The organism is Sinisalibacter aestuarii (assembly GCF_027923545.1).
In the GTDB taxonomy this organism is placed as follows: domain Bacteria; phylum Pseudomonadota; class Alphaproteobacteria; order Rhodobacterales; family Rhodobacteraceae; genus Sinisalibacter; species Sinisalibacter aestuarii.
This window is the reverse complement of sequence record NZ_BROH01000001.1, coordinates 485,756-509,011: the sequence shown is the minus strand read 5'-3', so window position 1 is coordinate 509,011 and position 23,256 is coordinate 485,756. Positions and strand designations below refer to the sequence as shown.

Sequence of the window (23,256 nt, the reverse complement as noted above, 5' to 3'; positions counted from 1 at the left end):
CGGATTTCTGAACATTGCCTGTGCGACGAAATGTCCGTCACGGGCCTGTGGGCCCAAGTGACCCAATGCAGAACGGCGCCCGATCTCCGGGCGCCGTACCGTAGCGCTGGCCGAGGCGGGCCTCAGGTTGCCGGAACCAGAATTCCGCCAAAGAACGCCGCCAGCTCGTCGTAGCCGTCCAGCGGCAGAATGTTGGCGATGTACTGGTCGGGCCGCACCACGATCATGCAGCCCTTCTCCCGGTCGATCCCGCGCATGTCGTAGATGTCGCCCAGACCCTTGTGATCGAGGCAGAAGACCTTCTCATGGTCCTGCACGCCGAGCGCGCCTTTCGTCGGCTTCAGGAGCGACGGCATCTGGCTGTAGTCGAGTTCGTCGAAGGTGTGCTGGAACACCGCCCGCAGGTCGATCAGCCCGTCGATGTCTTCGTCCTTGCGGGTGTATTTGACCACCGGCGAGGCCGGATCGCGCTCCAGCCAGTCGGCCAGCTTGCGGATCGCCGAACCGTCACCGCCCGCATCGCCCGCCCCGGCAAAGGCATAGATGCGCCAGCGGGCATCGGCCTCGGCGACATGGCCAAGCTGCATCTGCTTGGCATCCGCCACCCGCACCACGGGCGCCGAATGGAAGCGGCGGCCGATCTCTTCGCCCGTCGCCAGCGCCTGATGGGTCGCCGGAGCGATCAGGGCGGATTCGTTGTATTTCACTGCAAGGCCGCCGGTAAATTCGAGGTTGGCCTTGAACTGGCTGACGATGCGCGGCTCGCCACCCTCGTCGAGCATGCTTTCGCCCGGCGGCGCCGACATGATCCGCGCCCATTCGTGGTCGGTATCGACCAGCCGCTTCGCCTCCGCCCAGCGCTCGGCGGAATAGGAGTGAAGCAGGCGCGCATCGGCCCGGCCCTGCAGCACATGCGCCAGCTTCCAGCCGAGATTGAACGTGTCCTGCATCGAAACGTTCATCCCCTGCCCGGCTTTCGGGCTGTGGGTGTGGCAGGCATCGCCCGCCGTAAACACGCGCGGCGCCCGGTCTTCGCCTTCGGTCACATCGTCGAACCGGTCGGTCATCCGGTGGCCGATCTCGTAGATCGACCACCAGACCACCTCTTTCACGTCGATCGTATAGGGGGCCATGATCCGGTTGGCGGCGGCGATCATGTCGTCCTGCGTGAAGCCGCGCTCGGCCACCCGCTCATCGGGGTTGAGCTTGGACAGTTCCACATACATGCGGAACAGATAGCCACCCTCGCGCGGCAGGATCAGGATGTTGCCCTCGTTTTCCGAGGCGATCAGACATTTCTGGCGCACATCGGGGAAGTCGGTATTGGCGAGAATGTCCATCACGCCCCAGGCCTGATGCGCCGCGTCGCCATGCAGCTCGCCACCAATGGCCTTGCGCACGGCCGAGCGCGCCCCGTCGCAGCCGACCACGTAATTGGCGCGCACGGTATGGGTCTGGCCCCAGTTCACGCCGGTATCTTCGAGCGTAACGGTCACCGGGTATTCGTCAGCGGTGGGGTCGACGGTGAGATCGCGCACGGCAAGGCTGTAATCCGGCTCAAGCCGCGTGGGCGCATTCTTCATCACGTCGAGGAACAACTGGTGCAGCCGGGCCTGGTTGATCAGGATATGCGGCATCTCGGAGCTGTCATCGGCAACGTCCTGCACCCGGCCGATGCGCTTGATATGGCCCTTGTTGTCGGGGTCGGGCATCCAGAAATTGGTCTGATTCACCCAGTAGCTTTCGCGCTTCACCTTCTCGGCGAAGCCGAAGGCCTGAAACATCTCCATCGTGCGGGTATTGATGCCGTCCGCCTTACCCTTCGAGATGTTGCGCGGATCGCGCTCGACGATCATCGTCTCGATCTCGGGGAACTGGGCAAGCTGCGCGGCGAGGCACAGGCCCGCTGGCCCGGTGCCGGCGATCAGCACATCGACCTTTTCGGGCAGCGGCGCATGCGGCCCGCGATCCCGCCGGCAGGCGGCTGCGTTCTTGATATCGGGATCACCGCCCCGAAAACCGTCCACATAGAATTGCATCCTCGTTCCTCCCTGTCGCGCGCCGCAAAGGCTCCTGTTTCGGTGCAGCAATTAATAGCTATACTTACTATTTGCGGTCAACGGAAAATATGTATACAAACTATTTTCCAGAAGATACCGTTATCACATAGGTTTAGGCGGATCACCAAGGGGAGGGCCGCGATGAAAGCGCACGGAATGGCCGGGCATCTGATTCGGCGGCTGAACCAGGTTTCGACGCATGTCTTCTCTCAGCACATGCAGGAAGCCGGGCTCGACCTCACCCCCGTGCAGTTCGCCGCGATGGATGCAATCGCCACCCATCCGGGGATCGACCAGGCCAGCGTCGCCGCCCATATCGCCTATGACCGCGCCACCATCGGCGGCGTGATCGACCGGCTGGAGCAGAAGGGCTTCGTCGCGCGCAACGTCTCCAAACGAGACCGGCGCGCGCGCGAGGTCCGGCTGACGGACCGGGGTCAGGAGGTTCTGGACGAGATCCTGCCCGTGGTCACCGCCTTGCAGGAAGAAATCCTCACCGGCCTCGATGACGCGGAGCGCCAGACCTTCCTGCGCCTTGCGCGAAAAGCCATCGGCAGCCTCCCGGACCAAACCGGCTGAAGGTTCACGGAGCGGGCCACCGGGCGCCGGCGCAAAGCTGTGTCATATCAGGGGAAATGGTGCCCAGGAGAGGACTCGAACCTCCACGACCGTTAAGTCACTGGTACCTGAAACCAGCGCGTCTACCAATTCCGCCACCTGGGCACAGGTGCGTGGAGCCGCGATGTAAGGCCAGCCGCCGGGCGTGTCAACGGGATTCGCGCCAAAAGGTTTCAGGGCGTTTGCGCCTTGTCCCATGCGGGACACGGGGCTATTCAGGGACCCGGTAAAACCGGGGAGACGGGCATGTCGAAACTTGTGACCATCTATGGCGGATCGGGTTTTGTCGGGCGCTATATCGCCCACCGGATGGCGCGTGCGGGCTGGCGGGTGCGGGTCGCCGTGCGGCGGCCGAACGAGGCGCTCTATGTGCGCACCTATGGCGCGGTCGGCCAGGTCGAGCCGGTGCTGTGCAATGTGCGCAACGAAGCCTCGGTGATGCAGACGATGGACGGGGCCGATGCGGTGATCAACTGCGTGGGCACCTTCGACAAGGGCGGCAAGAACAACTTCGACGCCGTGCAGCACGAAGCAGCCGAGCGCATCGCCCGGCTCGCCGCGGCGCGGGGCGTTGCCACGCTCGTGCATATCTCCGCCATCGGCGCCGATCCGGCGGCGGACTCGCTCTATGCCACCACCAAGGGGCTGGGCGAGGCGGGCGTGCTTGGGCACTTCCCCAACGCGGTGATCCTGCGTCCGTCGGTGATTTTTGGCCTCGAAGACCAGTTCTTCAACCGTTTCGCCGGTATGACCCGGCTGAGCCCGGTGCTGCCCATCGTCGGCGGCAACACGAAATTCCAGCCCGTCTTCGTCGAGGATGTGGCCGAGGCGGCCGAAATGGGCGCGACCGGCGCGGCAAAGCCGGGCATCTACGAGCTTGGCGGTCCGGACGTTAAGACCTTCCGCACGCTGATGCAGGACATGCTGGCGATCATCGAACGCCGCCGTCTGATCGTGAACCTGCCCTTCGGCCTCGCCCGGTTCTTCGCCTGGTGGTTCGACCTCTGGCAATCGCTTTCCGGCGGGCTGATCAGATCGCCGCTCACCGTCGATCAGGTGAGAACGCTGGCGCATGACAATGTGGTCAGCGACGGTGCGAAAGGCTTCGACACTCTGGGGATCGACCCACATGCGATGTCGACCGTGCTGCCGGGCTATCTGTGGCGTTTCCGCGTCTCGGGCCAGTATGCGGCAATCAAGGCATCGGCGAAGAACCTGAAAGTCTGACCGGCCCACCCCTCCCCAGCGCCATAAACGGAGCATGATGTAGTGACCTATTGGCCCGACCTGCTCCTTGGCGTGATCGAGGGGGTGACCGAGTTTCTGCCGATTTCAAGCACCGGCCACCTGCTGCTTGCGGAGCAATGGCTGGGCGCCCGGTCCGACACCTATAATATCGTGATCCAGGCCGGGGCGATCCTGGCGGTGACGCTGATCTACTGGAAGCGGATCGTCGGCCTTCTCACCGGCTGGAACGATCCCGAAAACCGGGACTATCTGCTCAAGCTCACCGTCGCCTTCCTCATCACGGCGGTGCTCGGCCTCGTGGTCAAGAGGCTGGGCTTCGAACTGCCCACCACGGTGCAGCCGGTCGCCTGGGCGCTGGTGCTGGGCGGGGTCTGGATGATCGTGGCGGAATGGCTGGCCGGCAAGCAGGAAGACCGCGCCGTCATCCTGTGGCGGGTCGCCATCGCTGTTGGCGTGGCGCAGATCATCGCCGGTATCTTTCCCGGCACATCGCGCTCCGGCGCCACGATCTTCGCCGCGATGCTGCTGGGCACCTCGAACCGCGCGGCGGCAACCGAGTTCGCCTTTCTCGTCGGCATCCCGACCATGTATGCGGCGAGCGGCTATGAGCTTTTCAAGCAGATCGGCAGCGGCGGCGTGAATGAAGACTGGACGGCACTTGGCGTTGCCTTCGTCGTTTCAACGGTTACCGCATTCATCTCGGTCAAATGGCTGCTCGGCTTCATCCAGTCACACCGGTTTACGGCATTTGCCATCTACCGGCTCGTTTTCGGCGGGGTCTTGCTGGGCCTGGCCGCGATGGGCCTGGTGGTCTGACCGCTTCAGTCACGTGTTGATTCGTTTTTCGCCTGGCGAAATCGCCTTGTTTTTCTGCACCTTCACGTGATATTAGTCATAATTACTGACCTTATCTCGGGCTTCTGCCATCGAATTTCCGCAGCATGTGCCAATTTGGCGCGATTTTAGGTCAGCACTTTTGCCTTTTCTTTTTCACCAACCCTGCTAAAGAGGCGCTCCAAAGGTATACGGAGGCGGAAAGATGGCCAAGCAGCCGATGCTGAAATTCGTGGATATCGGCCGTGACATGCCCGAGAAGCGGGCGGCGGATGTGCGCAACCACGATTTCAACGAGATCTACGCGGAATTCGCCGAAGCGAAGGCGGCGGAACAGGCATCGCGTTGCTCGCAATGCGGCGTGCCCTATTGCCAATCGCACTGCCCGCTGCACAACAACATCCCCGACTGGCTGCGGATGACGGCGATGGGCCGGCTCAAGGAAGCTTATGAGCTGAGCCAGGCCACCAACACCTTCCCCGAGATCTGCGGCCGCATCTGCCCGCAGGACCGGCTTTGCGAAGGCAATTGCGTGATCGAGCAATCGGGCCACGGCACCGTGACCATCGGCTCGGTCGAGAAATACATCACCGACACGGCCTGGGAGCAGGGCTGGGTCGAGGATATCGTGCCGCTCGCCGACCGCAGCGAGAGCGTGGGCATCATCGGCGCCGGCCCGGCGGGCCTCGCCGCCGCCGACGTGCTGCGCCGCGCCGGTGTGCAGGTGACGATCTATGACCGCCACGACCGCGCCGGCGGGCTGCTCACCTACGGCATCCCCGGCTTCAAGCTGGAGAAAGACGTGGTGATGCGCCGTGTCGACCAGCTCGAAAAAGCCGGCGTGAAATTCGTGATGAACTGCAACGTCGGCGAAGACATTTCGTTCCAGGCGATCCGTGGCCAGCACGATGCAGTGCTGATCGCCAACGGCGTCTACAAGACGCGCGATCTCAGGGGGCCGGGTTCCGGCGCCACCGGCATCGTGCGCGCCATCGACTACCTGATCGCCTCCAACAAGGTCGGCTTTGGCGACGAGGTGGAAGAGTACGACAACGGCACGCTCAACGCCAAAGGCAAGAAGGTGGTGGTGATCGGCGGCGGCGACACGGCGATGGACTGCGTGCGCACGGCCATCCGCCAGGGCGCCACCAGCGTCAAATGCCTCTACCGCCGCGACCGCGCCAACATGCCCGGCTCGCAGCGCGAGGTGGCGAATGCCGAAGAGGAGGGCGTGGATTTCGTCTGGCTCTCCAACCCCGTCGCTTTTTCCGGCGAGCCGGTGAGCGGCGTGGTGGTGCAGAAGATGCGCCTCGGCGATCCCGACGCTTCGGGCCGCCAGAGCCCCGAGCCGATCGAAGGTTCGGACTACACCGAAGAGGCGGATCTGGTGATCAAGGCGCTCGGCTTCGAGCCGGAAGACCTGCCCGAAGCCTGGGCCGAACCCGAACTGCCGGTGACCCGCTGGGGCACCGTTCAGGCCGATTTCCGCACCGGGGCCACGTCTCTTGCCGATGTCTACGCCGCGGGCGACATCGTGCGCGGCGCCTCGCTGGTGGTCTGGGCGATCAAGGACGGGCGCGACTCCGCCAGCGCGATCCTTGCCGATTTCAAGGCGGCGCAGGCCGTTGCAGCGGAATGATCCACACACCGGCAGAACAACGATGACGACGCCATGACCGCACGCATCTTCGCATATCGCCCCGGCCACGGGGCAGGGCGGGCCCTCCTCGGGCCCACCCTTGCGATATTGCTCGCCACCCCGGCAGCGGCGGCCGACTTCCCCTTGCCTGCCGGCTGCGAAGCCTTTCTGACCGTGCAGAGCAAGGGATGCAGCGTCTCGCTCCTGTGGCGCTGCGATGTCGCGCCGGACGGCGACTTCTCCGAAGCCTCGTTCGGCCCGGAAGGGCTGGAAGCGCTGGTGAACTACAGCCGGAGCTACCAATGGATCGAAAGCGCCTATTCGTGGGACAGCTCGCGCGAAGAATACCTGCCTCCGGCCAATGACCCGATCGACGTGGCGACGCTGCTCGATACCGGGATCGACACCTACGATTTCGCGATGCGGCGTTCGGAGCCGGACGCAACCTACGATATCCGCGTGACAGGGGCCGATATGCTCACCGGCGAGACAACCGAGATCGACGGCTACACCCTCGACCTCGTGCGCACGCGGCTTGAAATCATGGGCGAGCAAGGCCAGTCCGAGTACCGCGCGCAGGGGATGCAGTATTTCTCCCGCGAGCTCGGGCATTTCTTTCTCGGCACCGAGACCGTCTTCGGCGAAGACGGCAGCGAGGCCGAGTATGACAGCAGCCCGCTCGACATCATCCGCCCCGGCGAGGCCGGCTTTGGCCTGACCACGCCGCTTTACGAATGCACCCGGCAGGACGCCGCGCTGACCGCGCCCATCCTGCCCACCCCCGACGATTTTCCCGCGATGGAGACCGACCATGACCAAGTATGACGATAGCTGGATGGCCGAAGAAGAAGCCCGCCGCGCCTGGCTTGCCGAGAATGGCATGTATCGCGAAGAGCACGAACACGCCTCCTGCGGCGTCGGCCTCGTCGTGTCGATCGACGGCAAGCCGTCGCGCAAGGTGGTCGAAAACGGCATCGACGCGCTGAAGGCGGTCTGGCACCGCGGCGCCGTCGACGCCGACGGAAAGACCGGCGACGGCGCGGGTATCCATGTGCAGATCCCGCAGGCCTTCTTCCACGACCAGATCCGCCGCACCGGCCACGAGCCACGCCCGGAAGAGCAGATCGCCGTGGGTCAGGTCTTCCTGCCCCGCACCGATTTCGGCGCGCAGGAAACCTGCCGGACCATCGTCGAAACCGAGGTGCTCAAGCTCGGCTATTACATCTATGGCTGGCGCGGTGTGCCGGTGAACATCGCCTGCCTCGGCGAAAAGGCGAACGCGACGCGGCCCGAGATCGAACAGATCATCATCTCGAACTCCAAGGGCGTGGACGAGGAAACCTTCGAGCGCGAACTTTACGTCATCCGCCGCCGGATCGAGAAGGCTGCGGTATCGCAGGGCGTGCGCGAACTCTACCTCGCCTCGCTGTCCTGCCGCTCGATCATCTACAAGGGCATGATGCTCGCCGAACAGGTCGCCGTGTTCTACCCCGACCTGATGGACGAACGCTTCGAAAGCGCCTTTGCGATCTATCACCAGCGCTATTCGACCAACACCTTCCCGCAATGGTGGCTGGCCCAGCCGTTCCGCATGCTCGCCCATAACGGCGAGATCAACACGCTGAAGGGCAACCTCAACTGGATGAAGAGCCACGAGATCCGCATGGCGTCGTCGGCCTTTGGCGATCTGGCGGAGGAGATCAAGCCGATCGTGCCGCATGGCAGCTCGGACTCGGCGGCGCTCGACTCGGTGTTCGAGGTGCTGGTGCGCGCCGGGCGCTCGGCACCGATGGCCAAGGTCATGCTCGTGCCCGAAGCCTGGTCGAAGCAGACCGGCGACATGCCGAAAGCCTGGGCCGACATGTATTCCTACGCCAACTCCACCATGGAGCCGTGGGACGGCCCCGCCGCGCTGGCGATGACCGATGGCCGCTGGGTCTGCGCCGGGCTCGACCGCAACGGGTTGCGCCCGATGCGCTATGTCGTCACCGGCGACGGGCTGATGATCGCCGGGTCCGAAGCGGGCATGGTGCCCACCGATGAAGCCACCGTGATCGAGAAAGGCGCGCTCGGCCCCGGCCAGATGCTTGCCGTCGATATGGAAGAGGGCCTGCTGTTCCACGACAGCGAGATCAAGGACAAGCTCGCCGCCTCGCGCCCCTTTGGCGATGCGGTCCAGCACATCAACGACATCGAGGAAGACCTGTCGCGCGTCGAGGAGAAGCAGCTTTTCTCCGGCGCCGAGCTGCGCAAGCGCCAGATCGCGGCGGGCTACACGCTCGAAGATCTTGAACAGGTGCTCGCGCCGATGGCCGAGGACGGCAAAGAAGTCATCGGCTCGATGGGCGACGATACCCCTGCGGCGATTCTGTCGAACCAGTATCGCAACCTCTCGCACTTCTTCCGGCAGAACTTCAGCCAGGTCACCAACCCGCCGATCGACTCCTTGCGCGAATACCGCGTGATGAGCCTCAAGACGCGGTTCGGCAACCTCAAGAACGTGCTCGACGAGGTCGGCGCACAGACCCAGATCCTCGTGCTCGAAAGCCCCTTTGTCGGGAACGCACAATTTGAGGAACTGTGCACCCATTTCACCGCGCCGATGGCCGAGATCGACTGCACCTTCCCCGCCGATAGCGGACCGACGGCGCTGCGCGACGCGCTGACCCGCATTCGCGAGGAGGCCGAAGACGCGGTGCGCTCCGGCGCCGGCCATATCGTGCTCTCCGACATGCTCCAGAACGAAGATCGCGTGCCGATGCCGATGATCCTCGCCACCAGCGCGGTGCATTCCTGGCTGACCCGCCAGGGCCTGCGCACTTTCACCTCGCTCGATGTCCGCTCGGCCGAGGCGATTGATCCGCATTACTTCGCGGTGCTCATCGGCTGCGGCGCGACGGTGGTGAACGCCTACCTCGCTGAAGACAGCCTTGCCGACCGGATCGAACGCGGCCTGCTCGACATGACGCTCACCGACGCGGTGCGCGGCTATCGCGAAGCGATCGACCAGGGCCTGCTCAAGATCATGTCGAAGATGGGGATTTCGGTGGTTTCGTCCTACCGTGGCGGCCTCAACTTCGAGGCCGTGGGCCTCTCGCGCGCGATGGTGCACGAGTTCTTCCCCGGCATGACCTCGCGGATCTCGGGCATCGGCGTTGGCGGCATCCAGAAGAAGCTGGTGGAAATCCACGCAAAAGGCTGGCGCGCGCAGGGCACCAACGTGCTGCCCATCGGTGGCTTCTACAAGGCCCGCAAAGGCGGCGAAGCCCATGCCTGGGGCGCTCAGGCGATGCACCTGCTGCAATCGGCCTGCGACCGTGCCAGCTTCGAGATGTGGAAGAAGTATTCCGCGATGATGCAGGCCAATCCGCCGATCCATCTGCGCGACATGCTCGACATCAAGCCGCTCGGCACGCCGATTCCGCTCGAAGAGGTGGAAAGCATCACCGCGATCCGCAAGCGCTTCGTCACCCCCGGCATGTCGCTCGGCGCACTGTCGCCGGAAGCGCATAAGGCGCTCAACGTCGCCATGAACCGGATCGGCGCCAAGTCGGACTCCGGCGAGGGCGGCGAGGATCCGGCGCATTTCGTGCCGGAGCCGAACGGCGACAATCCCTCTGCCAAGATCAAGCAGGTGGCCTCGGGCCGCTTCGGCGTGACGGCGGAATACCTCAACCAGTGCGAAGAGCTGGAAATCAAGGTGGCGCAGGGCGCCAAGCCCGGCGAGGGCGGCCAGCTTCCCGGCATCAAGGTCACCGATCTGATCGCCCGGCTGCGCCACTCCACCAAGGGCGTGACGCTGATCAGCCCGCCGCCGCACCATGACATCTACTCGATCGAAGACCTCGCGCAGCTGATCTATGACCTCAAGCAGATCAACCCCCGCGCCAAGGTCACGGTGAAGCTGGTGGCGTCGTCCGGCGTCGGCACCATCGCCGCCGGCGTGGCCAAGGCCAAGGCCGACGTGATCCTGATCTCGGGCGCCAATGGCGGCACCGGCGCTTCGCCGGCCACCTCGATCAAGTTCGCCGGCCTGCCGTGGGAGATGGGCCTGACCGAAGCCCACCAGGTGCTGGCGATGAACAACCTGCGCTCGCGCGTGACCCTGCGCACCGATGGCGGCCTGCGCACCGGGCGCGATATCGTGATGGCGGCGATGATGGGAGCCGAGGAATTCGGCATCGGCACCGCCGCGCTGATCGCGATGGGCTGCATCATGGTGCGCCAGTGCCAGTCCAACACCTGTCCGGTGGGGGTCTGCACCCAACGTGAAGACCTGCGCGCCAAGTTCACCGGCAATGCCGACAAGGTGGTGAACCTGATCACTTTCTACGCTCAGGAAGTGCGCGAGATCCTTGCCCGGATCGGTGCCCGCTCGCTGGACGAGGTGATCGGCCGGGCCGATCTGCTCACCCAGGTCAGCCGTGGCGCCTCGCATCTGGACGATCTCGATCTGAACCCGCTTCTGGTGACGGTCGATACCACCGACCATATCGCCTATGATCTCGACCGCCCGCGCAACGAGGTGCCCGACACGCTCGACGCCGAGATCGTGAAGGATGCCGCGCGCTTCCTGAACGACGGCGAGAAGATGCAGCTGCAATATGCGGTGCGCAACACCGACCGCACCATCGGCACCCGCGTCTCCAGCCATATCGTGCGCAATTTCGGGATGCGCAACAACCTGCAGCCCGACCACCTGACCGTGAAGCTCACCGGCTCCTGCGGCCAGTCGCTCGGGGCCTTCGCCGCGCCCGGCCTGAAGCTCGAAGTGTCGGGCGATGCCAACGATTACGTGGGCAAGGGCCTGTCGGGCGGCACCATCGTGGTGCGCCCGCCGATGTGCTCGCCGCTCGTCGCCGATGAAAACACCATCATCGGCAACACGGTGCTCTACGGCGCTACCGATGGCTACCTCTTCGCCTCGGGCCGCGCCGGCGAACGCTTCGCGGTGCGAAACTCGGGTGCCAAGGTGGTGATCGAGGGCTGCGGCTCGAACGGCTGCGAATACATGACCGGCGGCGTCGCGGTGATCCTCGGCGATATCGGCGCCAATTTCGGCGCCGGGATGACCGGCGGCATGGCCTATGTCTACGATCCGGACGGCACCGCCAGCGACTACCTGAACATGGAAACGCTGGTTACCGCGCCGGTGACGGTGGATCACTGGGAACACGAGCTCAAGGAACTCATCCTGCGCCACGCAGACGAGACATCCAGCGTGAAGGCGCACCAGATCCTGCAAAACTGGGAAGGCGAGAAGGGCAATTTCGTCCAGATCTGCCCGACAGAGATGCTGCCGCACCTCGCCGCGCCGCTCTCGCTGAAAGAAGACGCGATCCCGGCCGAGTAAGCCGGAACCCGCATCACATATGACCAGGGGGCGGTCTTCGGGCCGCCCCCTTCGCGTTACGCCTGCGCGAAACCGACGACGTAATTATGCCCGTAATGCTGCGCGCATTTCGGGCACGTCGTGTAGTAGAAATACACCTCGCCATCAGGGTTTCCGCGCGCAGCCGCAAGGGCTTTCATCTGGTCGTACCAGTCCTTGGCCTCCGAATAGGGACCATCGAACACCTTGGTCACGTAATCGCCCGACAGCCGGACCATGTCTTCACCCGGCACCTCACGCGACGCGGTGAAGAAATGCTCGGAGGTCCAGGCGCCCAGATCTTTCGACAGGATAAAGAAGTCGTTGGGATCGAAGGCATTCACCGCTTCCAGATGGTCCTGTACGCGCTGGAATACCTTACCCATGTCGATCGGCACGTGAAATACCGCATGGGTCACCGCCCGCACGAACAGCTTATTGTCGAAGTGCAACTCCAACCCGTCCCAATCCTTGGGATTGAACCTCGGGCAGCAGCCGGTTTCGTTATCGTTCATGTCATAGAAGGGCACAGAATCGTAGGGCATCGCTCTCTCCTTTCCACTGCCCAAGTATAGCGAAAGCCGGCGGCCCGCGCTTTGATGCCGGGCAGGATCGGCCAGGGTCTGCCGGTTCGCGGGTCTTGACCGGCCATGCGGGCATGTGGACAAGGAGCCATGACACAACCGGACGATACCAGGCCGCCGTCGCTGACGTTTGGCATCCTGCGCGGCCTCTGGCGGCTGCTGCGCCGCTACCTGGGCCGCGTCACCGGCTTTGTCTGGCGCTGGTTGAGACTGGCGCTGATCGTCTTTTTCACCGCCGTCCTCACGGTGACCCTGCTCTATACCTTCGTCAATCCGCCCACGACGCTCTACATCGCCTCCGAGAAGGCCCGGCTTGGCGAAGTCAGGCGCGACTGGGTCGACCTTGAAGAGATCGCGCCGGTGATGGTCCGCGCGGTGGTCGCGGCGGAAGATGCGAACTTCTGCGCGCATTGGGGTTTTGACATGACCGCGATCCGGCAGGTCATCGCCGAAGGCGAGAGCCGGGGCGCCTCCACGATCACGCAGCAGACGGTCAAGAACGTGTATCTCTGGCCCGCCCGAAGCTGGCCGCGCAAGGCATTCGAAGCGGTGATTACCCCCATCGTCGAGCTGATCTGGAGCAAGCGACGGGTTCTCGAAGTCTATCTCAACATGATCGAGTTCGACACCGGCGTGTTCGGCGTCGAGGCCGCGGCCCGCCAGTATTTCGGCAAATCCGCCGCCGATCTGAACGCCGATCAGGCCGCCCGGCTCGCCGCCATTCTGCCCAATCCGAAAGACCGCTCCGCCGCCCAGCCGACGCAATTCATCCTGAACCGCTCGGCAAGTATCCGCGACGGGGCGGAGACAATCCGCCTCGACGGGCGCGCAGCCTGTTTCGAGGATTGAATGCGCCGGCATTTCGCGCCACAACCATTGGCAATCTAGAGAACCGCGATCCATGAACCGCTTGTTTCACTTCCCCCTCTCGCCCTTCTGCCGGAAGGTGCGCCTGTCGCTGGCCGAAAAGAAGATCGAGGTCGAGCTGATCGAGGAGCGCTACTGGGAAAAGTCGGCCGAATTCCTGCGCCGCAACCCGGCGGGCAAGGTGCCGGTGCTCAAGCTCGGCGGCAAGACCCTGAGCGAAAGCGCGGCGATCAACGAATATATCGAAGAGCGCTACCCCAACCCGCCGCTGATGCCGACCGACCCCGAAGGGCGCTATGAAGTGCGCCGGCTGGTAACCTGGTTCGACGACAAGTTTCACGACGAGGTCACCTCGAAACTGCTCTACGAACGGGTGAACAAGAAGGTGACCGGCCAGGGCTATCCCGACAGCCACAACGTCAAGGCCGGCGCGAAGGCGATCAAGTATCACCTCGACTATATGGGCTGGCTCCTCGACATGCGCCGCTGGCTCGCCGGCGACAACATGACCCTCGCCGATTTCGCCGCCGCCGCGCATCTGTCTTCGCTCGACTATATCTCCGACGTGGACTGGGACCGGAACGCCAATGTCCGCGAGTGGTATTCCAAGATCAAGTCGCGCCCCGCCTTCCGCTCGATCCTCGCCGATCAGGTGCCCGGTTTCCCGCCCCCGCCGCATTATGCGGACCTGGATTTTTGACCGGCGCGCTCAGGCAGAAACTTCTCGACCGGGCCCGTGAAGAAGGCTTTGCCGCGGCCGGAATCACCCGGCCAGATGCGGTGCCTGAAATCGCAGGCCGCCTCGCCAGCTTCGTCGGCAACGGCTGGCACGGCGACATGGGCTGGATGGCCGAACGGATGCATTGGCGCGGCAACCCGGCAGCGCTCTGGCCCGAGGCCCGCTCGGTCATCATGCTGGCCGAACCCTACACACCGCAACACGACCCGCGCGAGGTGCTGCGCCACCCCGACCGGGGCGCGATCAGCGTCTACGCCCAGAACCGCGATTACCACGACATCGTCAAGAAACGCCTCAAGCGGCTTGGCCGCTGGCTGATCGACGAGGCCGGGCCGGACACCGAAATCAAGGTCTTCGTCGACACCGCGCCGGTGATGGAAAAGCCGTTGGCCGCCGCCGCCGGGATCGGCTGGCAGGGCAAGCACACCAACCTGCTCTCGCGCGAGCTTGGCAACTGGTTCTTCCTCGGCGCGATCTTCACCACGCTGGCTTTGCCGGTGGACGCGCCAGGCCGCGACCATTGCGGCAGCTGCACCGCCTGCCTCGATGCCTGCCCGACCCATGCCTTCCCCGCCCCCGGCCAGCTCGACGCACGGCGCTGCATCTCCTACCTCACCATCGAGCACAAAGGCCCGGTGCCGGAAGAGTTGCGCCCCGCCCTCGGCAACCGGATCTATGGCTGCGACGATTGCCTCGCCGCCTGCCCGTGGAACAAATACGCCGCCAAGGCGCAGGAAGCCCGCTACCACGCCCGCGACGACCTTGCCGCGCCACCGCTGGCCGATCTCGCGGCATTGGACGATGCGGCGTTCCGTGAGACGTTTTCGGGCTCGCCGATCAAGCGGATCGGTCGCGCACGGTTCCTGCGCAACGTTGCCTACGCGATCGGAAATTCCGGCGATGCATCGCTTGCCCCGGCGCTGGCCGCGCTCGCCGACGACCCCGATCCGGCGCTCGCCGACGCGGCGCACTGGGCGCTCTCGCGGCTTCGATGACCCCAACAGGCACCCGCGGCCCATCCGCCCGCCATACGAGTGCGACATCCTGTCTCGCACATCTATAGGATGCAGATATATCCCCCGATTCCCGCACATACCATTCTTGGCGCAGCGCCTCTAAGAACTTGTATTTTAACGATATGTTAAGGGGAAGTTGCGACTTTGATTCGCCGCTTTCGAGGTCAATCATAGGGTCCGAATTGGATTTAGAATTGATCTAGGTCAACGACGAAAACCCGCTCTTTTTGTCTCTTGCGGCAAGCTAGATGGAGGATCCACATGAAACGACTTGCAGTAGCTCTGCTGGCGACCACCGCCCTGGCCACACCCGCATTTGCGGATGAGCTGATGGACGAGGCCGTCGATTACTTCAAACCTCTCCCGTCGACGGTTCCGGCCGTCGCCGACAACCCGATCACCGAAGAAAAGATCGAGCTCGGCAAGATGCTGTTCTTCGATCCGCGTCTGTCGGCTTCGGGCGTCTTCTCGTGCTATTCGTGCCACAACCTGACCACCGGCGGCGACGACAACCTGGAAACCTCGATCGGTCATGGCTGGCAGGCCGGCCCGCGCAACTCGCCGACCGTGCTGAACGCCGTGTTCAACGTCGCCCAGTTCTGGGATGGCCGCGCCGACGACCTCAAGGCGCAGGCGAAGGGCCCGATCCAGGCGGGTGTCGAAATGGCCAACACGCCGGCCAACGTCGAAGCGACGCTGAACTCGATGCCGGCCTATGTGTCGATGTTCGAAGCTGCCTTCGGCGCGCCGGATTCGGTCTCGTTCGACAACATGGCGCGCGCGATCGAAGCGTTTGAAGCCACCCTGCTCACCCCGGCGCCGTTCGATGCTTACCTCAACGGTGACGCAGGCGCGCTCAACGATGACGAAAAAGCCGGTCTGCAGCTGTTCATCGACAAGGGCTGCATCGCCTGCCATGCCGGCATCAACATCGGTGGCGAAGGCTACTTCCCGTTCGGCCTGATCGAAAAGCCGGGCGCCGACGTGCTGCCGGAAGGCGACCGTGGCCGCTTCGCCGTCACCGATACGGTTGACGACGAATACGTGTTCCGCGCCGCGCCGCTGCGCAACGTGGCCGTCACCGCGCCTTACTTCCACTCCGGCAAGGTCTGGGATCTCAAGGTCGCCGTGCAGATCATGGCCGAAAGCCAGCTTGGCGAAGAGCTGAGCGACCCGGAAGCCGATCAGATCGTTGCCTTCCTCGGCAGCCTCACCGGCACGGTGCCCGAAATCACGACCCCGGTGCTCCCGGCCGAAACCGCGACGACCCCGCGTCCCACCGCAGAAGTCCTCCCGCAGTAATCCCACACTCGCGGAGCACGGAAGGGCCGGCCTATGTGCCGGCCCTTCCCCCTTTCGGATTGCCGGGGTCAGTACATCCGGAACGCCTCGACCGCAGCCGAGATCCCCTCCGCCGCCCGGGTGGTGGGATAGGGGCCGAGAACTGACTTGCCGATAATGTAGGTCACCTGGCCCGCCGCCTGCCCGGCCCGGAACTCGATGCGGATTTCTACCCCCTTTGCCGCAAAAGACTCCGTCAGCGCCCGCGTAAGCTGCGCCCGCGACCGTTCACCCGTATCCGACGCGGGCCAGTCGACGACAGCCACGATCTCCACGCCGTCGCCGCCGCCGTTATAGGCATAGAGCGCCTGCTTGGTGATCCCGAGCGGCCTGAGATTCGGGTCGCGCGAGATCGCGTACCACGCGAGCGACATCGCCGTGGGCATCACCACCACGGCGATCAGCAGGATCAGGTAGGCCAAACGCTGGCGTTGCGGCATCTCCGCCTCCGGGTTGCGCTATGCGCCACCCTAGAGGCGAAGGCTTTAGGAAGCGTGAAGCGCGATCAGCTCCGCACCAGCTTCTCGTAGGCATCCGAAATCTCGCGGGTCAGCGTGCCAACCTCGAACGTATAGGGGCCGATCTCGCCCACCGGCGTGACTTCCGCCGCCGATCCGGTGAGGAAGCATTGCTCGAACCCCTCCATTTCTTCCGGCATGATATGGCGCTCATGCACCGCGATTCCGCGATCCTTGAGCATCCCGATCACCGTCTGGCGGGTAAGCCCGTTCAGGATCGCATCCGGAAGCGGCGTGTGCACTTCGCCGTCTTTCACGAAGAACACATTCGCCCCGGTCGCCTCGGCGACATAACCGCGATAGTCGAAGAACAGCGCATCCGAACAGCCCTTCGCCTCGGCGGCGTGTTTCGAGATCGTGCAGATCATGTAGAGGCCCGAAGCCTTGGCGGCGGTCGGGATCGTCTCGGGGCTCGGGCGCTTCCATTTGGAGATGTCGAGCTTGGCACCCTTGAACTTCGCGTCGCCGTAATAGCTGCCCCATTCCCAGGCCGCGACGGCAAGCCGGATCGGGTTGCGCGCCGAGCTTACGCCCATATCCTCGCCCGCACCCCGGAAGGCAACGGCGCGCACATAGGCATCGGTCAGCCCGTTGGCCTTGAGCACCTCATACTTGGCCTCCTCGATCTGGTCGACGGTCCAGGGGATCGTCATGTCGATCATTTCACCCGACCGGATCAGCCGTTCGCTGTGCTTGCGCGAGAGGAAAATCTTGCCGCCATAAGCCCGCTCGCCCTCGAACACCGACGAGGCATAATGCATGGCATGGGTCAGGATGTGTACCTTCGCATCACGCCAGTCCACAAGCTTGCCATCCATCCAGATCTTGCCGTCGCGATCGTCATACGCCGCCATAGTCAGACTCCTCATTGGCCCTGCGGGCTTTTCACATGTTGCCGCGAAAGGTCCGAAGCGGACATAATATTTCGCGAAATCCGCGTTTCGCTACCAGTTGAGTCTTGGAATGTCAATAAGACTGACATAAAACGAAGTGGAAAGCGAACGCGAGGGAGGCGCGCGCATGACCGACAGACCTGGGCCCGGCGGCCCGCAGCTTCTCTTCCTGACCGACGAGCAACTCCGCCAGGGGATCGAGGCGATGTTCTTCGCCTATCGCGGCTTCACCGCCGACCCCGATCGTATCCTTGAAAAATACGGGCTGGGCCGCGCCCATCACCGGGCCATCCATTTCATCCACCGCTCCCCGGGCACCACCGTCAATAACCTGCTGTCGATCCTCGGCGTCACCAAGCAATCGCTCAACCGCGTACTGCGCACGCTCATGGATGACGGCCTGGTCGAAGCCCATGTCGGCACCCGCGACAAACGCGAGCGCAACCTGTTTCTTACCGAAGCCGGCGTGAATCTGGAGCGCGAGCTTTCCGAAGTCCAGCGCGAACGGATGCGCGGCGCGTACCGCGAGGCCGGTCCGGAGGCGGTGCGCGGGTTCCGCACTGTACTCGAAGCGATGATGGACCCAAGCATACGCCGCCATTTCAACGCGATGCGGGATCGCGACGAATGACCGAGCAGGCCCCTGCCCACCTGCTTGTCATCGACCGCGACGAACGCCTGCGCGACCTCCTGCGCCAATACCTGAAAACCCAGGGCTTCCTCGTCAGCGCCGCCCGCGACGAAGCCCATGCCGGGCGCCTGCTTTCGGGCCTTGAATTCGACCTGATCCTGCTCGACGCCCAGCTGCCGGGCGCAAATACCCTGCGCGCCGCGCTCGCCACGCCGGTGCTCTGCCTCACCGAAAAAGGAGCACCGGCGCCCAAGGATACCAACGCCATCGCCAAGCCCTTCGAGCCGAAGGCGCTGTGCGAAACGATCAACGGGATTCTCGACCGCCGCCCACCACCCCCTGCGCCGGGTCCGCGCATATTGCGGCTCGGGCCGCTCAGCTTCGACGTCGAAAGCGGCGCGTTGATGGACGATGCCACGCCGGTGCGCCTTACCGCGACCGAGATCCAGCTCATGCGTATCTTCGCCGAGAAGCCGGGGCAGCCGGTCGGGCGGGGGGAGCTGGTTGCCCGGCTCGGGCGGGAGGGGCTCCACGCCAAGGCCCGCGCCGTGGATGTGCAGATCACCCGGTTGCGCCGCAAGGTCGAGGCCGATCCGAAAAACCCGCGCCACCTGCAGACCGTGCGCGGGTCCGGTTACATGCTGGTGGTGGACTGAACCCGGCCGCCCGCTGCCGGGACGGGCGAGGTTGCACATGGGCTTATCTGACTGATTTATATAATGGTAGCGCTAACGGTTCCAGTGAATTGACGCCGCCATCTTGGCACCGCCGCGCGAAAGGTTCATGGTCGCTCCATGACCACCGCCTACTATTCCCATCCCGCCTGCCTCAATCACGTCAATCCGCCCGGCCACCCCGAACAGGTCGCGCGGCTGAAAGCCATCGAGGCCGCTCTTGCCGCGCCCGGTTTCGCCGCGCTCGACCGGCGCGAAGCGCCGCTGGGCACCGAGGAGATGATCCGCCGGGCACATCCCAAAGTGTATTTCGACACGCTGCACGACAACCTGCCCGATGAGGGCTGGACCCAGATCGACCCCGACACCACCATGTCGCCGGGCTCGTGGGAAGCCGCGCTGCGGGCGGTGGGGGGCGTGACCGCGGCGGTCGATGCGGTGATGGCCGGCGAGGTCAGGAACGCCTTCGTCGGTATGCGCCCGCCCGGTCACCACGCGGAGCGCGCGAAGGCGATGGGGTTTTGCCTGTTTTCCAACGTGGCCATCGCGGCGCTCCACGCGCTGGAAACACACGGGCTGAACCGTGTGGCGGTGCTGGATTTCGACGTGCATCACGGCAATGGCACGCAGGATGTGCTTTGGAACGAAAGCCGCATTCACTTTGCGTCGTCGCACCAGATGCCGCTCTTCCCCGGCACCGGAGCCGCCCATGAACGCGGCGCCTACTTGCAGATCAGGAACGTGCCGCTGCACGAAGGCACCGGCGGCGACAAGATGCGGGCGGCCTGGGATGGCGAGATTCTGCCCTGGGTCAAGGACTGGAACCCCGAGCTGGTTCTGGTCTCGGCCGGATTCGATGCCCATGCCCGCGATCCGCTGGCCGGGCTGCACTGGACGACCGGGGATTTCGGCTGGATCACCCACCGCATCTGCGATCTTGCCGACGATTGCTGCGCGGGCCGGGTGGTCTCGACACTTGAGGGCGGATATGATCTGGAAGCCCTGGCCGACAGCGTCGGCCTGCATGTGGAAGTTCTGATGGAGCGAGGCGAATGACCGACAAGCCGGTGAACGAGATGAGCTTCGAAGAGGCGATGGCGGAGCTTGAGGCCGTTGTCGGCCAGCTCGAACGCGGCGACGTGGCGCTGGATCAGTCGATCAAGCTCTACGAGCGCGGCGCGGCGCTGAAGGCGCGCTGCGAAGTCAAGCTCAAGGAAGCCGAGGAAAAGGTTGCCGCGATCACGCTCGATGCGGATGGAAATCCCGCCGGAACCAAGCCCGTCGAAGGTCTCTGATGTTTCCCGAACGCCTGGGCCAAGCTGCCGCCACCGCCCGCGCCTGTCTGCAGGAAGCCCTGCCCGGAACCGGACCGATGGCCGGGCCGATGGCCTATGCCGTGCGCGGCGGCAAGGGGCTGCGCGGCTTTCTCGTGCTCGAAGGCGCACGGATGCTTGGTGTGCCCGAAAGCGCCGCCCGCTTCCCCGCCGCCGCGATCGAGGCGATCCACGCTTACAGCCTCGTGCATGACGATCTGCCGGCGATGGATGACGACGATCTGCGCCGGGGCCAGCCGACCGTGCACAGGAAGTGGGACGAGGCCACCGCGATCCTCGTCGGCGACGCGCTGCAAACCATCGCTTTCGAATTGCTGATGCGCGACGAGGTGGGCACAGCCGAGGCGCGCGTGACGCTTGCGGGCACGCTGGCGCAGGCGGCCGGCGCGCGCGGCATGGTGCTGGGCCAGGCGCTCGACATCGCCGCCGAGACAGCCCACACGCCGCTGACCCTCGACGAGATCATCACGCTGCAGGCCGGCAAGACCGGCGCGCTCATTCGCTGGTCGGCGATGGCCGGCGCGATGCTGGCAGGCGAAGACACCGCCCCGCTCGCCCGCTACGGCGAGGCGCTGGGCCTGGCCTTCCAGATTGCCGATGACGTGCTCGACGTGGAGGGCGACGCGGCAACCGTGGGCAAGGCCGTGGGCAAGGACGCCGATGCCGGCAAGGCCACTTTCGTCTCACTCCTCGGGCTGGAAGCGGCGAAAACCCGCGCAGGCGAGCTTGTCGATGAGGCTTGCGAGTCACTATCGCCCTATGGCGTAGAAGCCGAAACCTTGCGGGAAGCCGCCCGCTTCGTTATTGCGCGTAAAACTTGAGATTTTTGAAGTAGGTCATCGCATGTCCGACCGCCCCGCCACGCCGCTCCTCGACCGGATCAAGTCGCCCGCCGACATGAAGGCTCTGAGCCTGCCCGAATTGCGGCAGCTCGCCGACGAGCTCAGGACGGAGACGATCAGCGCCGTCTCGGAGACCGGCGGGCATCTCGGCGCGGGCCTTGGCGTGGTCGAACTGACGGTTGCGCTGCACCACATCTTCGACACGCCGCGCGACCGCGTGATCTGGGATGTGGGCCACCAGGTCTATCCGCACAAGATCCTTACCGGCCGGCGCGACCGTATCCGCACCCTGCGCCAGCGCGGCGGCCTGTCGGGCTTCACCAAGCGGACGGAAAGCCCTTACGACCCGTTCGGCGCCGGCCACAGCTCGACCTCGATCTCGGCGGCGACGGGCTTTACCATGGCGCGCGAGCTGGGCGGCACGCCCGACCCGGCGCTTGGCGACGCCGTCGCGGTGATCGGCGACGGGTCGATGACCGCCGGCATGGCCTTCGAGGCGCTGAACAATGCCGGCCACCTCAAGAAGCGCATGTTCGTCATCCTCAATGACAATGACATGTCCATCGCGCCGCCGGTTGGCGCGCTCTCGACCTATCTGAGCCGTCTCTACGAGGCCGAGCCGTTTCAGGAACTCAAGGCCGCCGCCAAGGGCGCGGTGAAGCTGCTGCCCGAACCGTTCCAGGAAGGTGCGCGCCGGGCCAAGGAAATGCTCAAGGGCATGACCGTGGGCGGCACGATCTTCGAAGAGCTCGGATTTTCCTATATCGGGCCGATCGACGGGCACGATATCGAGCATCTCGTCGGCGTGCTGCGCACCGTGCACGACCGCGCCACCGGGCCGGTTCTGCTGCATGTGATCACCCAGAAGGGCAAAGGCTACGCCCCCGCCGAGACCGCCGCCGACAAGGGCCATGCCACCGGCAAGTTCGACATGGTGACCGGCAAGCAGCACAAGAAGGCGTCGAACGCGCCCTCCTATACCAGCGTGTTCGGCAAGGTGCTGACCCAGCTCGCCGAGGCCGACGACAAGGTTTGCGCCATCACCGCCGCGATGCCCGATGGCACCGGCGTGGGCATGATGGCCGACCGCTACCCAACCCGCACCTTCGATGTGGGTATTGCCGAACAACATGCGGTGACCTTCTGCGCCGGGCTCGCGGCGGGCGGGATGAAGCCGTTTTGCGCGCTTTACTCCACCTTCCTGCAGCGCGGTTACGACCAGGTGGTGCATGATGTGGCGATCCAGCGCCTGCCGGTGCGCTTCATGATCGACCGCGCCGGGCTGGTCGGGCAGGACGGCGCGACCCATGCCGGCAGCTTCGACCTTGCCTATCTTGGCAACCTTCCGGGTTTTGTCATCATGTCGCCCTCCGACGAGGCCGAGCTGATGCATATGGTCGCCACCGCCCATGCGATCGACGACCGGCCCAGCGCCGTGCGCTACCCGCGCGGCGAGGGTGTGGGCGTGGATATGCCCGAGGTGCCGAAGGTGCTTGAAATCGGCAAGGGCCGGATCGTCGAGGAAGGCAAGCGCGTGGCGCTCCTTTCGCTCGGCACCCGGCTCGATCACGCCCGCGGCGCCGCCGAGAAGCTTGCCCAGCGCGGCATCACGCCGACGGTGGCGGATGCCCGTTTCATGAAGCCGCTGGATGAAGAGCTGATCCTTGGCCTCGCCCGCGACCATGAAGTGCTGATCACCATCGAGGAGGGCGCCGTCGGCGGCTTCGGCAGCCATGTGGCGCAGCTTCTGGCCGAACATGGCGCCTTCGACCACGGGTTGCGCTACCGGTCGATGGTGCTGCCGGATACGTTCATCGACCATGGCAGCCCCGACCAGATGTACGAAGACGCGCATCTGACGGCGGCCGACATCGAGGCGAAGGTGCTTGAAGCGCTCGGGATCGCCGATATCGGGGCCAAACGCGCCTGACCGGCGCCCGATCCGGCACCTTGTTGCAACAGTCGCGCGAAACCCGACGCGGTGGAGCGGCTTCGGCTGGACTTCGCCTGCTCGCGCAGCAACAATCAGGCATCCAATTGCTCAGAC

Annotated in this window: 20 protein-coding genes and 1 tRNA gene; 16 read left to right on the top strand and 5 right to left on the bottom strand. The window is 64.6% G+C overall.

Annotated features, from left to right (window positions below):
* Positions 1–122: 122 nt before the first annotated feature.
* Positions 123–2,039 carry an FAD-dependent monooxygenase gene (locus QMG28_RS02525; protein WP_281840591.1) on the bottom strand — a complete coding sequence of 639 codons (1,917 nt, stop codon included), beginning with the start codon at positions 2,037–2,039 and terminating at the stop codon, positions 123–125.
* A gap of 162 nt (positions 2,040–2,201) precedes the next feature.
* Between QMG28_RS02525 and QMG28_RS02520 the strand changes: the two genes are divergently transcribed.
* A complete protein-coding gene (locus QMG28_RS02520; protein ID WP_281840590.1) occupies positions 2,202–2,639 on the top strand; it encodes a MarR family winged helix-turn-helix transcriptional regulator in 438 nt (145 codons plus the stop codon).
* Positions 2,640–2,696: 57 nt separating this feature from the next.
* Here the strand turns inward: QMG28_RS02520 and QMG28_RS02515 are convergent.
* Positions 2,697–2,783, bottom strand: a tRNA-Leu gene (locus QMG28_RS02515).
* Positions 2,784–2,924: 141 nt separating this feature from the next.
* Here QMG28_RS02515 and QMG28_RS02510 point away from each other — a divergent pair.
* From QMG28_RS02510 to gltB, 5 genes are all read left to right on the top strand, one after another.
* Positions 2,925–3,905: a complex I NDUFA9 subunit family protein gene (locus tag QMG28_RS02510; RefSeq protein WP_281840589.1), complete on the top strand. Its 981-nt coding sequence runs from the start codon at positions 2,925–2,927 to the stop codon at positions 3,903–3,905.
* Positions 3,906–3,947: 42 nt separating this feature from the next.
* Positions 3,948–4,742, top strand: a complete 795-nt coding sequence (locus QMG28_RS02505) for an undecaprenyl-diphosphate phosphatase (protein WP_281840588.1) — start codon at positions 3,948–3,950, stop codon at positions 4,740–4,742.
* Positions 4,743–4,965: 223 nt separating this feature from the next.
* Positions 4,966–6,399 (top strand): NAD(P)-dependent oxidoreductase, encoded by a 1,434-nt coding sequence (locus QMG28_RS02500; protein WP_281840587.1) that lies wholly within the window; start codon positions 4,966–4,968, stop codon positions 6,397–6,399.
* Positions 6,400–6,432: 33 nt separating this feature from the next.
* Positions 6,433–7,224: a hypothetical protein gene (locus tag QMG28_RS02495; RefSeq protein WP_281840586.1), complete on the top strand. Its 792-nt coding sequence runs from the start codon at positions 6,433–6,435 to the stop codon at positions 7,222–7,224.
* Positions 7,211–11,752, top strand: coding sequence for a glutamate synthase large subunit (gene gltB / locus QMG28_RS02490; RefSeq protein ID WP_281840585.1), 4,542 nt, complete (start codon positions 7,211–7,213; stop codon positions 11,750–11,752). Before QMG28_RS02495 ends, gltB begins: the two co-directional genes overlap by 14 nt.
* Positions 11,753–11,808: 56 nt before the next feature.
* Here gltB and QMG28_RS02485 read toward each other — a convergent pair whose 3' ends face one another.
* Positions 11,809–12,315, bottom strand: a complete 507-nt coding sequence (locus QMG28_RS02485; RefSeq protein WP_281840584.1) for a hydrolase — start codon at positions 12,313–12,315, stop codon at positions 11,809–11,811.
* Between the two features lie 129 nt (positions 12,316–12,444).
* On the opposite strand from QMG28_RS02485, the gene mtgA reads away from it, so the two are divergent.
* From mtgA to QMG28_RS02465, 4 genes are all read left to right on the top strand, one after another.
* The gene (mtgA, locus tag QMG28_RS02480; protein ID WP_281840583.1) at positions 12,445–13,203 is read left to right on the top strand and encodes a monofunctional biosynthetic peptidoglycan transglycosylase; all 759 of its coding nucleotides are present in this window, start codon (positions 12,445–12,447) and stop codon (positions 13,201–13,203) included.
* 52 nt (positions 13,204–13,255) lie between these two features.
* Positions 13,256–13,921 carry an FtsZ-binding protein FzlA gene (gene fzlA, locus QMG28_RS02475; protein ID WP_281840582.1) on the top strand — a complete coding sequence of 222 codons (666 nt, stop codon included), beginning with the start codon at positions 13,256–13,258 and terminating at the stop codon, positions 13,919–13,921.
* Positions 13,918–14,955: a tRNA epoxyqueuosine(34) reductase QueG gene (gene queG, locus QMG28_RS02470; protein ID WP_281840581.1), complete on the top strand. Its 1,038-nt coding sequence runs from the start codon at positions 13,918–13,920 to the stop codon at positions 14,953–14,955. The genes fzlA and queG overlap by 4 nt, the downstream gene beginning before the upstream one ends.
* A 282-nt stretch (positions 14,956–15,237) precedes the next feature.
* Entirely contained in the window at positions 15,238–16,278 is a 1,041-nt protein-coding gene (locus tag QMG28_RS02465) for a cytochrome-c peroxidase (RefSeq protein WP_281840580.1), read from the top strand.
* A gap of 68 nt (positions 16,279–16,346) precedes the next feature.
* Here QMG28_RS02465 and QMG28_RS02460 read toward each other — a convergent pair whose 3' ends face one another.
* Together QMG28_RS02460 and QMG28_RS02455 are read right to left on the bottom strand one after the other, a co-directional pair.
* A complete protein-coding gene (locus tag QMG28_RS02460; protein WP_281840579.1) occupies positions 16,347–16,757 on the bottom strand; it encodes a hypothetical protein in 411 nt (136 codons plus the stop codon).
* Positions 16,758–16,822: 65 nt separating this feature from the next.
* The gene (locus QMG28_RS02455; RefSeq protein ID WP_281840578.1) at positions 16,823–17,689 is read right to left on the bottom strand and encodes a branched-chain amino acid aminotransferase; all 867 of its coding nucleotides are present in this window, start codon (positions 17,687–17,689) and stop codon (positions 16,823–16,825) included.
* Between the two features lie 166 nt (positions 17,690–17,855).
* Between QMG28_RS02455 and QMG28_RS02450 the strand changes: the two genes are divergently transcribed.
* The 6 genes from QMG28_RS02450 (at position 17,856) to dxs (ending at position 23,139) form a co-directional block, all read left to right on the top strand.
* On the top strand, positions 17,856–18,359 hold the full coding sequence (locus QMG28_RS02450; RefSeq protein ID WP_281840577.1) for a MarR family winged helix-turn-helix transcriptional regulator: 504 nt from the start codon (positions 17,856–17,858) through the stop codon (positions 18,357–18,359).
* Positions 18,356–19,015 carry a winged helix-turn-helix domain-containing protein gene (locus QMG28_RS02445; protein WP_281840576.1) on the top strand — a complete coding sequence of 220 codons (660 nt, stop codon included), beginning with the start codon at positions 18,356–18,358 and terminating at the stop codon, positions 19,013–19,015. Before QMG28_RS02450 ends, QMG28_RS02445 begins: the two co-directional genes overlap by 4 nt.
* Positions 19,016–19,153: 138 nt before the next feature.
* A complete protein-coding gene (locus QMG28_RS02440; protein WP_281840575.1) occupies positions 19,154–20,089 on the top strand; it encodes a histone deacetylase family protein in 936 nt (311 codons plus the stop codon).
* On the top strand, positions 20,086–20,328 hold the full coding sequence (locus QMG28_RS02435) for an exodeoxyribonuclease VII small subunit (protein WP_281840574.1): 243 nt from the start codon (positions 20,086–20,088) through the stop codon (positions 20,326–20,328). Before QMG28_RS02440 ends, QMG28_RS02435 begins: the two co-directional genes overlap by 4 nt.
* Positions 20,328–21,188, top strand: a complete 861-nt coding sequence (locus QMG28_RS02430) for a polyprenyl synthetase family protein (protein ID WP_281840573.1) — start codon at positions 20,328–20,330, stop codon at positions 21,186–21,188. The genes QMG28_RS02435 and QMG28_RS02430 overlap by 1 nt, the downstream gene beginning before the upstream one ends.
* Positions 21,189–21,210: 22 nt before the next feature.
* Positions 21,211–23,139, top strand: coding sequence for a 1-deoxy-D-xylulose-5-phosphate synthase (dxs, locus tag QMG28_RS02425; RefSeq protein ID WP_281840572.1), 1,929 nt, complete (start codon positions 21,211–21,213; stop codon positions 23,137–23,139).
* Positions 23,140–23,256 lie beyond the last annotated feature (117 nt).

Coding starts and splice junctions, on each gene's coding strand:
- QMG28_RS02525 (WP_281840591.1), bottom strand. CDS start 2,039: ATGCAATTCTATGTGGACGGTTTTCGGGGCGGTGATCCCGATATCAAG.
- QMG28_RS02520 (WP_281840590.1), top strand. CDS start 2,202: ATGAAAGCGCACGGAATGGCCGGGCATCTGATTCGGCGGCTGAACCAG.
- QMG28_RS02510 (WP_281840589.1), top strand. CDS start 2,925: ATGTCGAAACTTGTGACCATCTATGGCGGATCGGGTTTTGTCGGGCGC.
- QMG28_RS02500 (WP_281840587.1), top strand. CDS start 4,966: ATGGCCAAGCAGCCGATGCTGAAATTCGTGGATATCGGCCGTGACATG.
- QMG28_RS02495 (WP_281840586.1), top strand. CDS start 6,433: ATGACCGCACGCATCTTCGCATATCGCCCCGGCCACGGGGCAGGGCGG.
- gltB (WP_281840585.1), top strand. CDS start 7,211: ATGACCAAGTATGACGATAGCTGGATGGCCGAAGAAGAAGCCCGCCGC.
- QMG28_RS02485 (WP_281840584.1), bottom strand. CDS start 12,315: ATGCCCTACGATTCTGTGCCCTTCTATGACATGAACGATAACGAAACC.
- mtgA (WP_281840583.1), top strand. CDS start 12,445: ATGACACAACCGGACGATACCAGGCCGCCGTCGCTGACGTTTGGCATC.
- fzlA (WP_281840582.1), top strand. CDS start 13,256: ATGAACCGCTTGTTTCACTTCCCCCTCTCGCCCTTCTGCCGGAAGGTG.
- QMG28_RS02465 (WP_281840580.1), top strand. CDS start 15,238: ATGAAACGACTTGCAGTAGCTCTGCTGGCGACCACCGCCCTGGCCACA.
- QMG28_RS02460 (WP_281840579.1), bottom strand. CDS start 16,757: ATGCCGCAACGCCAGCGTTTGGCCTACCTGATCCTGCTGATCGCCGTG.
- QMG28_RS02455 (WP_281840578.1), bottom strand. CDS start 17,689: ATGGCGGCGTATGACGATCGCGACGGCAAGATCTGGATGGATGGCAAG.
- QMG28_RS02450 (WP_281840577.1), top strand. CDS start 17,856: ATGACCGACAGACCTGGGCCCGGCGGCCCGCAGCTTCTCTTCCTGACC.
- QMG28_RS02445 (WP_281840576.1), top strand. CDS start 18,356: ATGACCGAGCAGGCCCCTGCCCACCTGCTTGTCATCGACCGCGACGAA.
- QMG28_RS02440 (WP_281840575.1), top strand. CDS start 19,154: ATGACCACCGCCTACTATTCCCATCCCGCCTGCCTCAATCACGTCAAT.
- QMG28_RS02435 (WP_281840574.1), top strand. CDS start 20,086: ATGACCGACAAGCCGGTGAACGAGATGAGCTTCGAAGAGGCGATGGCG.
- QMG28_RS02430 (WP_281840573.1), top strand. CDS start 20,328: ATGTTTCCCGAACGCCTGGGCCAAGCTGCCGCCACCGCCCGCGCCTGT.
- dxs (WP_281840572.1), top strand. CDS start 21,211: ATGTCCGACCGCCCCGCCACGCCGCTCCTCGACCGGATCAAGTCGCCC.